The 12,820-nt window shown below is 66.2% G+C and carries 10 protein-coding genes and 1 pseudogene; 6 read left to right on the top strand and 5 right to left on the bottom strand.

The window, feature by feature from the left end; translation table 11 throughout:
- Positions 1-197 precede the first annotated feature (197 nt).
- From JK358_RS00890 to JK358_RS00875, 4 genes are read left to right on the top strand one after another with little or no spacing between them, the layout of a single operon-like run.
- The gene (locus JK358_RS00890; protein WP_201942212.1) at positions 198-1,310 is read left to right on the top strand and encodes a hypothetical protein; all 1,113 of its coding nucleotides are present in this window, start codon (positions 198-200) and stop codon (positions 1,308-1,310) included.
- On the top strand, positions 1,310-1,768 hold the full coding sequence (locus JK358_RS00885) for a hypothetical protein (RefSeq protein ID WP_201942209.1): 459 nt from the start codon (positions 1,310-1,312) through the stop codon (positions 1,766-1,768). Before JK358_RS00890 ends, JK358_RS00885 begins: the two co-directional genes overlap by 1 nt.
- A 33-nt stretch (positions 1,769-1,801) precedes the next feature.
- Positions 1,802-2,254, top strand: a complete 453-nt coding sequence (locus JK358_RS00880; RefSeq protein ID WP_201942206.1) for a complement C1q domain-containing protein — start codon at positions 1,802-1,804, stop codon at positions 2,252-2,254.
- 13 nt (positions 2,255-2,267) lie between these two features.
- Positions 2,268-3,026 carry a peptidoglycan recognition protein family protein gene (locus tag JK358_RS00875; RefSeq protein WP_232850564.1) on the top strand — a complete coding sequence of 253 codons (759 nt, stop codon included), beginning with the start codon at positions 2,268-2,270 and terminating at the stop codon, positions 3,024-3,026.
- Here JK358_RS00875 and JK358_RS00870 read toward each other — a convergent pair.
- Positions 3,023-3,424 (bottom strand): annotated as a pseudogene (locus JK358_RS00870) (DUF8020 domain-containing protein); the annotation flags it as partial. The gene JK358_RS00875 and the pseudogene JK358_RS00870 overlap by 4 nt on opposite strands.
- 645 nt (positions 3,425-4,069) lie before the next feature.
- Here JK358_RS00870 and JK358_RS00865 point away from each other — a divergent pair.
- Complete coding sequence (locus JK358_RS00865; RefSeq protein ID WP_201942198.1) at positions 4,070-4,480, top strand: hypothetical protein; 411 nt, start codon at positions 4,070-4,072, stop codon at positions 4,478-4,480.
- 76 nt (positions 4,481-4,556) lie between these two features.
- Here JK358_RS00865 and JK358_RS00860 read toward each other — a convergent pair whose 3' ends face one another.
- The gene (locus JK358_RS00860; RefSeq protein WP_201942196.1) at positions 4,557-7,745 is read right to left on the bottom strand and encodes a (Fe-S)-binding protein; all 3,189 of its coding nucleotides are present in this window, start codon (positions 7,743-7,745) and stop codon (positions 4,557-4,559) included.
- 372 nt (positions 7,746-8,117) lie between these two features.
- On the opposite strand from JK358_RS00860, the gene JK358_RS00855 reads away from it, so the two are divergent.
- Entirely contained in the window at positions 8,118-8,882 is a 765-nt protein-coding gene (locus tag JK358_RS00855) for a DUF8020 domain-containing protein (protein ID WP_201942193.1), read from the top strand.
- 66 nt (positions 8,883-8,948) lie between these two features.
- On the opposite strand, the gene JK358_RS00850 is transcribed toward JK358_RS00855, so the two are convergent.
- The 3 genes from JK358_RS00850 to JK358_RS00840 all read right to left on the bottom strand — a co-directional run bounded on the left by JK358_RS00850 (position 8,949) and on the right by JK358_RS00840 (position 12,784).
- On the bottom strand, positions 8,949-9,785 hold the full coding sequence (locus JK358_RS00850) for an NRDE family protein (RefSeq protein ID WP_201942191.1): 837 nt from the start codon (positions 9,783-9,785) through the stop codon (positions 8,949-8,951).
- A gap of 178 nt (positions 9,786-9,963) precedes the next feature.
- Positions 9,964-11,295 carry a S1 family peptidase gene (locus tag JK358_RS00845; RefSeq protein WP_201942188.1) on the bottom strand — a complete coding sequence of 444 codons (1,332 nt, stop codon included), beginning with the start codon at positions 11,293-11,295 and terminating at the stop codon, positions 9,964-9,966.
- A gap of 133 nt (positions 11,296-11,428) precedes the next feature.
- The gene (locus tag JK358_RS00840) at positions 11,429-12,784 is read right to left on the bottom strand and encodes a S1 family peptidase (RefSeq protein ID WP_201942185.1); all 1,356 of its coding nucleotides are present in this window, start codon (positions 12,782-12,784) and stop codon (positions 11,429-11,431) included.
- Positions 12,785-12,820: the final 36 nt, after the last annotated feature.

The following is a 12,820-nucleotide window of genomic DNA, read 5'->3' as shown; positions in this document are numbered from 1 at the left end:
CCGAAAGGACATGGCTCATGGCCGAATTGCCTCCGCTGAAATACGGCAAGGTCGTCGGACGCTTCCTCGCGAATGTCGCCGACGGGCCGGACATCGAAGACCTACCGGAGTTCCCGCCGCTGAGCGGTACGGTCACCTTTACCGCTGACGCGCCGAAGATCCTGGTCGCGGGCGCACAGCCGGTGCCGGCGACATATGTGCAACTGCCCGAGCACTACGAGTGCCAGCTGGACGAATTCGGTTATCTCACCTGGCGGGGAAGGCGTGGAGTTCGACTGGTCGCACCGGGTGACGAGACCAATCCGAGGGACTGGACCTGGCGTGTCTCGTTCGAGCTGAACTACGACGGCCGACCAGTTCCCCTGGAGTCGTTCAGCTTCGATGTGGCCGAATACTTCGCAGGTCCGAATCCCGAGCAGCCGGATGAAGGCTCCACTGGACTGGTCGATCTCACCTTGGCCGCGCCGGTTCCCGCCAGCGCGGGTAACGCGGTGGTGCGCGGCGAACGTGGGACGGGCATCCAGATCGATGGTCAGGCAGCCACGTACGTACAGTTGCCTGCCGCACCCCCTGAGGGCGCGCAATATGTCGTCAAAGCCGATGGCCTGCTGTACATCTACCGCGCCGCGGCCGGCGGCTGGACGCCGAACGGGCAGGGCACCGTCATCCGCGGGCCCGCGGGCACCACCGACTGGGCCGGGATCACGGGCAAGCCCGCGACCTTCGCGCCGACAATCGGCGGCACAGCCACCACAGCGGTCGCCGGTGACGATCCGCGCCTCGCGGATCCGCGACCCCCGACCACACATACGCACACGGCCGCACAGATTTCCGACTCGAGCGCCTTCGGTCGGTCCCTGCTGGCCGCAGCCGATGCCGCAGCCGGGCGCGCCGCCCTCGCTGCTGTCGCGAACACCGATTCGCGCCTGAGCGACTCTCGCACACCGACTTCCGCTGGTCAGGTCTACGACATCGCGTTCAAGTCTCACACTGGAAACCGGGCAACCGGTCCGGGAACGGTAATGCCCGAGGGCCTGCGCATCGAACGCAACCTCAGCATCACATCCATCACCTACCGTGGTGAAACTGCGGGGACCGGCAACCTGGTGGTCGAATTGCGTCGCAACGGTACTGCGATCGCGGGCACCGCGGCAACCATCGCCGCCGCCAACCACGCCCTGGACACGACGGTAACCGCCGGTGGCCCTTGGGCTTTCACCGCGGGTGAGCGGATCACTGTCCACATCACCAGCGCAGACAGTCCCGCCGGCAAGGGGCTTCAGGCGAGTCTCAAAGGTGTGACCGCCTGATGTCGCTCCTTGTCATCGGCGGCGGAGAATCCTTTGCACCCTCGGCGATGAGGAAATCCGGCGCGGCCTGGGCGGGTCTGGACGAATCCTGGCGGCTCATCCCCACATGGATCGCCGACCCGGACTATCCCGGGTCGGAGGTCTCGGTATCCGGGGACGGTCTGGTCGTGCAGGAAGGCAAGATCGGCGCCACCCTGGCGGCATCCGTGGCGTTCACGGGCCATTCCAGCCTCGGCGCCGACGTGACGCTGCGGCTGCGGGTCAACGACAGCACCGTGGCCGTCACCGGAGTCGCGAAAACCTGCCCCGAGAAAGTCACGACGACGGTCACGGTATCCGGCACATACACCGTGGCGACCGGCGATGTCATCACCCTGCAGGCTCTGGGTGATTGGGCGTTCAACAACCAGAATCCGTCCATCGCCGCTGGTGCCGCTGCCTTTGTCCGCGTCACCTGATCATTCGTGACCAACCACCGAAAGGAACGCCTGATGCCCTTCACGGTCATTGCTCCCAGTGCTGGGCCTGCGCCGATGGGAATGGACAAAAGCGGCAACCAGCTCGTCCCCGCTGACACCGCCAACTTGAAACTGGCCGATTGGGTTGCCCGCACCGGATATGGCAACACCACGATCGTCAACCACGAGCTGGTCTCCGGCGGCGACGCGACGGTCATGGTGCAGTGCAGCGTCAAACTCACCGCGGCATGGAGCTCGCAGTGGGGCGTACTGCGAGCAGCGGTCATGCGCAACGACACCGAGGTCCTCAAGACCGCCGACTTCGTCAACTCCACGTCGACACTGACTCTTTCCGGTACCCAGGTCTCGCTGCTGGCCGGCGACCGCTTGTGGGTGCGTATGACGAATACGACCAGCGGTCCGTTCAGTTCTTCCGCGACCGTAACGAGCGGCGCGACAACATACCTCAGCTTCGACCTGATCTAGGAGGCGAACAACCTTGTCCTGGAGGGGAGATCCTGTCTGGCTGGCGGATGTTCTGCGCGATGCCGGGCTACGGGTTCTCGAACATGACGGCTGGCGCGACCGCGGCCACGGCGACTTCGCCGACATCCGCGGCGTGCTCTGCCACCACACCGCCGGTGGCGGTCGCAACGACTGGCGCATAGTCCAGAACGGTCGCCCCGACCTGCCCGGTCCCCTGGCTCAACTTGTCCTCGAAAAGGACGGCACCTACCGGGTCATCGCCGCCGGAGTCTGCTGGCACGCCGGCCGCGGCTCCTGGCCGGGCTGGCCCACCAACAACGCCAACTACCACACCATCGGCATCGAAGCCGTCTCGCGCGGCGACGGATCCGATTGGACCCCAGCACAATTGGATGCCTACAAGCGCGGTTGCGCGGCCATTCTGCGCCGCATCGGCCGCACCGCCTCCGACTGTGTAGCCCACCGCGAGTACTCGCACGAGGGCAAGATCGACCCCGCCGGGATAGACATGGACGAATTCCGTGCCGAAGTCCAGGCCCTCATCGACGGAGAGGACGCGCCCATGAGCGCAGCCGAAGTCAAACAGATCCAGGATTTCATCACCGGTTTCTGCGGCCCGATCGGCAGCGATGTCAAAGACATTCGCGAACAGCTGTGCGGGCTCAACGAGCGCGATGCCAATCAGTACGGCGGCTGGCCCCAGTTGGGCGGCCGCACCGTTGTCGACGCGCTCGCAGAGGTTCTCTCCCGACTGGAGAAGCTCGAAGCCTAGGGCGCGGGTCCCTGCCCGCCCACGGTGAATCTGATGATCGCCCCGGCACCCAGGCCGACCACGGCTGTGACCGGCATGAGGAGCCCGAGGGTGAACACCCCCGCCACCAGACCCAGCATGCCGATCATCGCACCGCCGACAAATCCGGCCAGCGCCCCTACGGGGTTGGCCAGTCCGTCCTGATGGCCCTCACCGTTGATCGGTGCGGCTGTCAGCGTGCGTCCATCAGAGCCGATCTGTGGGTCCCACGCGACAGCTTCACCCTTGATGTTCAATGCGAGGGGAGCGCTGCCGATCACGGTCCTGTTGTTGTCGGCGATGGTGAGAATTCCGTCGGTCACCGTGAACAATCTATTCGCCAGTGTCGCGGTGATCGTGCCCTGCTCACTCTGGAAAAACGTGTATTCGACCCTTTCCGTGTGGTCAGTACCAGGTTCGACGCTCGGCTGAAGGGTTCAGCGAATTGACAATCGAATACACCGCCAAGGGTTGGCGCCGCTGCGTTCAGTGTCGTCTCGATGCTCACCATGTACCGAAGTTCGGCCACGAGTACGTGATCGACCCGGATTGCCGGACGTCAGCCCGTCGATGCTTCATCTGCCGCCAAGTCGAAACACTCTGTGCCACAGGGTTGCCCAGCAGGTGATGAGTTCACGTCAGAGAACACGATCCTAAAGCGCGGGTGGCGCAACTGCCGGGCATGTGGGCGCAATAGGGGGCACCGTAAGCTCTTCGACCATGATTTCGTCGCCGATCCAAACAGCGGCAAACGTGCGCCAACTTGAGATCGTCGGCATAGCACTGATCGAAGCGCCGAGCCTGGACCTCAGTATGGGCGTCCCGGTCGGCCGACGGATGCGAGCAGATTCTGTCATGCGAAGTTTTCATGCCCTGTGATATGAAACACTTTTAGCGCGAAAGGGCTTGTCGGCCTGTGACATTCAACTTGATCTTGGTACCGCCGATCGGATACAAATCGGTTGTCCAATTCGCGGCCGATATCGTTCGGCGCATTCGGGGTCGGGGAGTCTGGGGAATGAATCATGTTCACGCTCAATAATGCTGGCCGCAAGCTGGTTGTCGGCGCGCTGCCGGTGGCGGTTGCGGTGACCTTCGTCGGGGCCGGGTCGGCTTCGGCGGAGGTTGTGGAGCCGGGTGTTGCGCAGCCGGTTGTGGCTGCGCCGGTGGCCGATGGGGTGCCGCTGGATATCGCTACGAATCCTGATGCGCGCAACAGTGATCCGCTGGCCAATGGTGCGGCCGCGGGTGCTGCCGCCGGTGCGGTGGGGTCGGCTGCGACCAATGCCGCGATGTGTGCGGCTACCGGTGTGGGCATTCTGGCCGCGCCGTTCTGCGCGATCGGTGGCGCCATTCATGGCGCTATCGTCGGAACCGTGGTCGGTGTGCTGGTCGGTGCCATCGCGCCGGATGTCGTGCCGCAGGTGCTTCCCTGATCTCTTGTAGATCGGTAGTCGGATAGGAAAGGGCCCCGGATCCTGATGGATCCGGGGCCCTTTCTTCGTGTTTCGGTCAGCTCTTGCGGCCGGGGGCCTTGGCGCCGCCCTTGAAACCGAGGCCGCCGGGCTTGGCGGCCGGGGGCTTGGCTGCGGTGCCGTTGCTTTCGCCGTTGCCCTCCGGGCTCGCCGGTGCCGGAGCCGGTTGGGCCGGAGCCTCGGCGGCGGGAGCCGGATCAGCCTGCGGGGCAGGGGCTTCGGTGGCCGGGGCGGCTGCGGCGGGCTTGCCGGGGGCCTTCGGGCCGGGGCGCTTGAGGCCGGACTTCATGGCCAGGCCCTTGGGGGCGATGGACGGCTTGGCCTCGGCGGCCTCGACCGGAGCCGATGTCGCGGGAGCCTCGGCCGGGGCCGAAGTGGCTTCCGCCGGAGCCGATTCCGCCGGAGCGGACTCGGCCGCGGCGGACTCGGCCGCGGCGGGCTTGGCGCCAGGCGCTTTGGCCGCACCCTTCATCTGCAGGCCCTTGCCGCCGGGAGCCTTGAGGCCGCCCTTCATGCCCAGGCCGCCGGGCTTGGCCACCGGGGTGGCCGGAGCCGCGGCGGGGGCTTCGGTGGAAGCCTCTGCCGCAGGGGCGGATTCGGCCGGAGCGGCCTTCGCGCCGGGTGCCTTGGCAGCACCCTTCATGGCGAGACCCTTGCCGCCCGGCGCCTTGAGGCCACCCTTCATGCCGAGGCCGCCCGGCTTGGCTGTCGGCGCCGCCGGTGCGTCGGTGGAAGCGGAAGCCTCTGCCGGAGCAGCGGATTCGGCCGGGGCCGCATTGCCGGGGGCCTTCGCGCCCGGAGCCTTCAGGCCGCCCTTCATGGCCAGGCCCTTGCCGCCGCCGGGCGGCTTGAGGCCACCCTTCATGCCCAGGCCGCCGCCGGCCGGAGCGGCCTTCGGGGCTGCCTCGGCGGGAGCTTCGGCCTTGACCGGCTCGGGCTCGGGCTCGGAAACCGGTTCCGGCTCTTCGACCTTCGGCTGCTGGATGACCTTAAGGTTCTCCGTCAGCTGCGCGGACTCGATGCGGTCGATGGACTGCAGCATGAGCTGGGCGACATCGACGACCTCGACGCCCTGGCCGACCTCGCCGCCGTCCTTACGGGCGGTGACGCCGTCGGTGAGCATGACGCGGCAGAAGGGGCAGCCGGTCGCGATCATCGAGGGCTCGTTGCCACCCTTGAGGGTGTCCAGCGCCTCGTCGACGCGGTCGACGTTGATGCGCTTGCCGAGCTGCTCTTCCATCCACATGCGCGCGCCACCGGCGCCACAGCACATGGAACGCTCACCGTGGCGGGGCATTTCGACCAGGGTCGAGCCCGACGCCGCCATGAGTTCACGCGGGGCGTTGTAGATCTTGTTGTGGCGGCCCAGGTAGCAGGGGTCGTGGTAGGTCACGTTCTGCGCGACGGGGGACACCGGAATCAGCGACTTGGCCCGCACCAGGCGGTTCAGCAGCTGGGTGTGGTGCACGACCTCGTAGGTGCCGCCGACCTGCGGGTACTCGTTGTTCAGCGCGTTGAAGCAGTGGGCGCAGGTGACGACGATCTTCTTCTTCGACTGTTCGACACCCTCGAACACCGAGTTCAGCAGTTCGATGTTCTGCATGGCCAGCTGCTGGAACAGGAACTCGTTGCCCGCGCGGCGGGCCGAGTCACCGGTGCAGGTCTCTTCCTGACCCAGGACCATGAACTTCACACCGGCGGTTGCCAACAGCTCGGCGACGGCCTTGGTGGTCTTCTTGGCGCGGTCCTCGTAGGCGCCGGCGCAGCCGACCCAGAACAGGTATTCGTAGCCGTCGAAGGAATCAGCGTCCTGACCGAACACCGGAATCTCGAAGTCCAGCTCGGAGATCCAGTTCAGACGGTCCTTGGAGTTCTGGCCCCAGGGGTTGCCCTTGTTCTCCAGGTTCTTGAACAGGCCCGCGAGCTCGGAGGGGAACTCCGACTCGATGAGCACCTGGTAGCGGCGCATGTCGATGATGTGGTCGACGTGCTCGATATCGACCGGGCACTGCTCGACGCACGCGCCACAGGTGGTGCAGGACCACAGCACCTCGGGGTCGATGATGCCGTTGACATCCTCGCCGCCGACCAGCGGACGCTCGGCCTCGGCGCGGGCGGCCTCCGAAATCTGGTTCAGCGCACGCTCGTTCGGCTTGCCCTCGGCGTCCACGAGACCGATCTCGTCGCCGCCCATATCCTTGCGGCCACCCGCGAGCAGGTAGGGGGCCTTGGCGTAGCCGTGGTCGCGCAGCGACATGATCAGCAGCTTGGGCGACAGCGGCTTACCGGTGTTCCAGGCGGGGCACTGGGACTGGCAGCGGCCACATTCGGTACAGGTGGTGACGTCGAGGATGTCCTTCCAGGAGAAGTCCTCGAACTTGCCCACACCGAAGGTGTCGTTGTCGGGGTCGGCCGTCTCCATGTCGATCGGCTTGCCCTTGGAGAGCATGGGCTTGAGCGCACCCAGGGCGACGTCGCCGTCGGCCTCACGCTTGAAGTAGATGTTGGGGAACGCGGCGAAGCGGTGCCAGGCCACGCCCCAGGTGACATTGCGGCCGACCAGCAGCAGGAACAGCGCGCCGGAGCACAGCTTGATCAGAGCGAAGATCGACACCATGGTCGGGCTCGCGGGCAGCAGCTTGGCGACCTGCAGGGTGAAGAAGTCGCTCCAGGTGTGGCCGCCGCCGTAGGTGGCGAGCTTGCCGGCCTTCACGAAGACCATGCCGAGGCCCTCGACGAGAACGATGGACTCGATCACGTAGGCGGGGGCGAACTTCGAACCGCTGAAGCGAGACAGCCGTGCCGGGATGCGGGGGTGATTCAGCTGACGGATGACGATCAGCACCACGATGCCGACAACCGTTCCGATGCCGAGGATTTCGTCCATCAGGTGGTAGATGCCCCAGTTGCCGATGATCGGCCAGTGGAACGAACCGTCGAAAACCTGCCCGTACGCCTCGAACCACAGAATGAAGCCGGCGAGGAAGCCGATCATCACGAGCCAGTGCGCCCAGCCGACGGTGCGGAACTTGTTCATTCGCGTATGGGCGATGAACTCGACCATCATCGTCTTGAAGCGGGGGATGAACGGACGCCACCGGTCAGGTGCGGACTGGCCGACCATGACGGTGCGAGTGATGTTTCGCACGCCTCCGATGAACGATGCCCAACAGAAGACTGTGAACACCGCTCCAATCGTGCCCAGCGTCACTGTCAGGGCATTCATGTCGCGACCTCTCTTACGGGTTCTACGAGCTGTGGCAAGGCAGCTGGTTCGCCTCGGGTTGCACGTATCCTAACGGACAGTAAGTTACCCGCCGGTAACTTAAGTGTCCAGAGCTTTCCCGCACTGTAAATCCCGGCATATCGGGATTCCAACGAAGGGCAGGCTTACTTGTCGAGGTGTGCGACATTCCGCTTGAAAGGAATCTCGCATATCAAGGTTGCTTGGACTAAGCTCACGCTGTCCGAATTGCTGTGTGCGCCTTCACATGCTCGGGGAGGAACCGTTCGCGCGTGGCTGGCCTGAGGGAAGCCTTGGCCTCGCGTGTCGGGGGCGTAACAGTGGATACCTGATGATGATGGATTGGAAAACCGAATGAAGTTTCGCAGCACCACTGCGGCGGCTGCCCTGGTCATCGGCGCAATGACCATCGGGACGACGGTCGCCAACGCTGAACCTGCTGCTCCCGTCGAGCCCGCGGGTATCGACTACTCCGTGAAGCTGGTCGACAAGACGGTCGTCACCAAACTGCGCAACGGCACGTTCGAGCTGACCCAGCAGGACGCCGTCGTCGAAGAGGGCGCTGTCGCTCCCGAAGAGCCCAAGAAGGTCGACGTCGCGACCATCAAGGACATCAGCGGCAATGTCGTGATGACCCTTCCGATGAACTTCAGCGTCTCCGGCGTCGCGGTGCCGGTGAAGCCGGTTGTTTCGCAGGACGGCACCACCCTCGAACTGACCCCGGAACGTCCGGCGGACCTGCCGCAGAGCGCCGAGCCGATCAACTCCGTCGCGGTCAAGCCGATCGCGTCCCCGGTCGAGAACCAGCGGGCGATGAACGAGTTCACCACGCAGTTCGGCCTGGCCACCGCCGTGGGCGGCTTCGTCGGCACCGCTGTCGGCGTGATCGTCGGCGGCGCGGCGGGCATCGCACTGGGCGCCATCCAGTGCGCGACCGTCATCCTGTGCATCGCGGCCATCCCGACCTTCGTCGCGCTGGCCGGCATCGGTGGCGTCCTCGGCACCATCGCGTTCGGTGCGCCGGCGCTGGGCGTCGCGGGCCTGGATCTGCTCAGCACGCTGCAGGCCCCCGCGGGCACCAGCAAGTGGAGCGACGCCAACCAGAACGGCCCGAAGTAACCACTGCTCGAACGAACGGACCGTCCTCGGTGAGGGCGGTCCGTTTTCGCGTTTCCGGACCGGCTACTACGGCAGGTCCATCCGGCCCTCGAGGATCACGGTCCCCTGTGCTCGGCCCAGCCTGCCGAACGTACGTTCCGCCATTCGGTACGAGCCGTCCTCGCGAACGAGAAGCACCGTACTGCAACGGGTCCCGTGGATGACATCGGAGATGAAGCGTGACGAGGCTTGGCGCTCACGGCGTTTGCTGAGGCCGGTGCTGGGCAGTTCGACGTCACCCGCGCGGGTGCGATCGGCCAGAACTGCCAGATAGCTCTCCGGATCCTCCGGGTCGGCCGCGACCGCCGCCCGCAGCGCGAGGATGCCGCCGCGGACCTTCGGCCAGGCCGCCGTCGCGGTGCCCGTGTGGATTTCGTCACCGTCGGGCTCGAGCGACGCCACCACACTGCCATTCGACACGCCGTGGAACCCCGGTGCGAGTTCCCGCGGCGCGACCTCACTGCGATTGCTGTGCCACCACAGCGTCTCCAGATCCGAGGTCAGCAGGTTGTAGCCGTTGTAGTCGTCCGGCTCGGCGACGGTGTCGCGCACGAACTTCTCCGGGCTCATCTCACCCCGCAGGAAATCCATGAGCAGCGCGCCCCGCGAGCGAGCGTTCCCGCGATTCTCGTAGGGTCCGCGCACATTCGTGACGGTGGCGAAGCGATGCGCACCCGAGGCCAGGCCCAGCCAGGTGCCGGGGATCGCACCGCCCGCACCCAGGTCCCGGCCCGCCAGCAACCCCGGCTCCTCCGGCCATTCCCGCAGCGATTCGGTTGGGCGCGTGTAGAACTCGTCCCGATTGGCGGCGATGATCAAGCGGTACTCCGGATGCGCCCGCCACCCGGTCAACACCAAACACATACCCCCAGCATGCCGGATCGCCTGAGGTCCGGCCCATGCCCGTTTCCGCCCGTCCGATGTCCGCTCGCCGCCCCAGCGCTGCCGTAGCCGGAATGTGGTGTCCCAGGTTGCCGGAATACGAGAAAGGCCGGTAGCTGTTGAGCTACCGGCCTTTTCAGGCGTTTCTAGATCACCTGGATCAGTTGGTGCGGACCCGCAGACCCGGGTTGTCCGACAGCACCACGCTCACCGGCTGCGCGAACAGCTGCGGGGTGTTGCCGGTCAGCAGGCCGATCAGGTTGGGGATCTCGCAGATCGGGTAGTCGGCCACCGACGAGGCGCTGGAGATGCCCAGGGCCAGGGTGCCGGTCACGATCGGGCCGCCCGAGTCGCCGGGCAGGGCGCAGATGTTCGCCGAGAAGGACTGGGTGAGCAGACGGTCACCGACCTGGACGGTCTGATCGACGGCATTCACCGTGCCGCAGGAGAACCCGGTGCGCGAACCCGACTTGCAGACGGGCGCACCGACCACCGGCACCGCGACGCCGGTGACGGCGATCGGGGCGGCATTCGGGACGCGAACCAGGTTGTTGGAGAAGCGATCCCGGAAGGCGTTGTCGATCGACACGATCGAGTAGTCCTGGTTGCCCAGGATCGACTTCTCGAAGGTGCCCATCTGGTTGCCCGCGCGATCGTTGACCAGCTCGTACACGCCAGGCGAGTTGCCGCCGCCGGTGGCCGCGATATTCGGGTTGCAGTGGCCGGCGGTGATGTTCACGACCGCACCGCTGCCGTCGGTGCCGTTGAAGCCGGTCGAGCAGCGCAGCGACATACGGCCCGCGATGGAGGCGTAGGCGTCGCCGGCGGCGATCGGGCCGGTGCCGGTGCTGGCGATATCGGCGGCGCGCTGCACCTCGGTGTCCTCACCGGCGACCGGCGGGGCGGCCATCACGATGACGCGCGCCGACTCGGCGAAACCGGGAAGCTGCAGTCCGCCCTGATCCACGCGCACCGCGATGGCGTTGTTGACGGTGTCGACGGCCACGCCGCGCACCTGGCTCGCCACCGACGCGGGCTGACCCTCGAGCCACTTGGCGAAGGCGTTCTTCTCACCGCGTAGCGCGGTCTCGCTCTTGGCGACGTCCTTGACGGTGTATCCGGCGTCCTGCACTGCCTTGCGCGCCGCGTCGATACCCGGGCCGCCCGCCAAGGCCACGATGGCCTGGCCGGACTCGTCCAGCCAGGCGCCGGCGAACAGATCCGGGTACTGGCGCTGCGCGGTGGCGGAGAAGGCCGCCACCTGCTGGGCCAGATCGGAACGCTGCAGGTACTGCTCGGGGGAGATGCGCAGATCGCGGGTGATCGCCGCGATCAACTCGGCGGGCAGGCCGGGCGCCGCGGGCTCCGCCTGCGCACTCGCCGCCATAGGACCCGCGACCAGCAGCGCGGCCGCCGCGATCGCTGCTCTACGGACAAGGGACCGCGGACCGGCCGCGGTCGGCGAGGTATTGCGCATACGTGGCAGGAGCATGCCCAGACTATATGGTGTCGAGCCCGTTATGCCTACTTATTGCGGGGTGACGATTGGGTATTCCCTGCGCAAACAATCGGCGTGTCGGGTTCAAGATCGAATCGTGTCGCGCGGCGCCTGTCCGCGCGTCCACTCATCCCGCGTTCGGCTTGGTCCGCACCTGGATCCCACTGCCCAGTCCGCCACCGGAGTTGGCGTCGATATCGGACAGGATCGCGGTGATCGGAATTCCGAGTGTCGCCGTCCCACCGTACTGCGCCAGCGCGGCATTGGCCTCGTTGCAATTCGGCGCGTCGGCCGCATTCGATCCACTCGTGATGCCGAGGGCGAGGGTGCCCGACACGATCGCGCCACCCGAATCGCCGCCCAGGGTGCACGCGCTGGAGGCGAATCCGCGCACCGTCTTGGACTGGCCCTCCGTCGTGTACAGCTGGGTCTCCACCCGATCGGCCACCACGAAACCGCAAGTGAATGTGGAGGATTGCCCCGACTTGCACACCGGCGCGCCCGTCACCGGATTCGCGATACCGGTGATGGTGAGCGTGGTGCCGTTCGCGCCACGCACATTCGGCTGATCCATGCCATTGCCGACCGCCGCGTCATTGAGCTTGATGACCGAGTAATCCAGCGCCGCGGCGCCGCCCAGCTGCGAGGTCACGAAGGTGCCGACCTGCGGGCTCGACGCCAGCGCCCGCACATTCGGGAGATAGACATCGGCGCGGTCATTGGCCTTGCCCAGGTTCGGATTGCAATGCCCGGCACTGATATTCAGGGCATTGCCCGCATTGTCGGTCGCGTTGAAGCCGAACGAGCACACATCGACGCTCTGCAGCGAGCTGTCATCGAGCGAGGTAGGGGCGCTGATATAGGTGTCGCCACCCATCGGACGCCGCTCCACCGGGCCGCCGTTGTTCGGCGACAGCATCACCTTGATATTCGCGAGCAGCGTCGGCAGATTCAGCAGATGCCCGGCCGGGGTGTTGGCGACACTCAGCACCAGCTGGCTGTTGAGGAAGTCGATCGCCACCGAATTGATCACGCTGGACAGATCGAACGGCTGCTCGGCGATCCACGAATTCAACTGGGTCAGCGAGAATTCCAGATTGTCGGCGCTGATCGGGGCCAGCCGCGTCTGGTAGCCGTCCTCCGCGGCGATGCGGGCGGCGTCCAGGGACGTCACGGCCATGACCGGCTTACCGTCGTTGCCCAGCCACGCACCCGCGAAATCCTCGGGCCGTTCGGTGCGGAATTCGCTTGCGTACTGACGCAATTGCTGGGCCTTCGCCGCCCGGTCCAGGTATTCGGCGGGTGACATGTGCAGATCGCGCTGAATAGCCGCCACCAGTTCGGCGGGCAGGGTGTCGGCCGCGAGCTGCGCCGGATCGGCGGACGCGGAAACCGTTGGTAGCAGGGGACTCACAACGACGGCCGAAGCGAAAGCGACGGTGGCTGCCTTGACCGCGGCGCGGCGCGCCATGAACTTGCGCATGGAGTCCCTTCGTAGTGCACCCAGCAGACCGACGGT

The sequence above is a fragment of the Nocardia acididurans genome (assembly GCF_016741815.1).
Lineage (GTDB): Bacteria > Actinomycetota > Actinomycetes > Mycobacteriales > Mycobacteriaceae > Nocardia > Nocardia acididurans.
Note: the sequence above shows the minus strand (reverse complement) of the source record. Positions and strands in the feature narration are given on the sequence as shown.

Bases quoted from the DNA above. Each gene is read 5' to 3' on its own strand.
- JK358_RS00885 (WP_201942209.1), top strand. From the start codon at position 1,310: ATGTCGCTCCTTGTCATCGGCGGCGGAGAATCCTTTGCACCCTCGGCG.
- JK358_RS00840 (WP_201942185.1), bottom strand. From the start codon at position 12,784: ATGCGCAAGTTCATGGCGCGCCGCGCCGCGGTCAAGGCAGCCACCGTC.
- JK358_RS00845 (WP_201942188.1), bottom strand. From the start codon at position 11,295: ATGCTCCTGCCACGTATGCGCAATACCTCGCCGACCGCGGCCGGTCCG.
- JK358_RS00865 (WP_201942198.1), top strand. From the start codon at position 4,070: ATGTTCACGCTCAATAATGCTGGCCGCAAGCTGGTTGTCGGCGCGCTG.
- JK358_RS00860 (WP_201942196.1), bottom strand. From the start codon at position 7,745: ATGAATGCCCTGACAGTGACGCTGGGCACGATTGGAGCGGTGTTCACA.
- JK358_RS00850 (WP_201942191.1), bottom strand. From the start codon at position 9,785: ATGTGTTTGGTGTTGACCGGGTGGCGGGCGCATCCGGAGTACCGCTTG.
- JK358_RS00880 (WP_201942206.1), top strand. From the start codon at position 1,802: ATGCCCTTCACGGTCATTGCTCCCAGTGCTGGGCCTGCGCCGATGGGA.
- JK358_RS00855 (WP_201942193.1), top strand. From the start codon at position 8,118: ATGAAGTTTCGCAGCACCACTGCGGCGGCTGCCCTGGTCATCGGCGCA.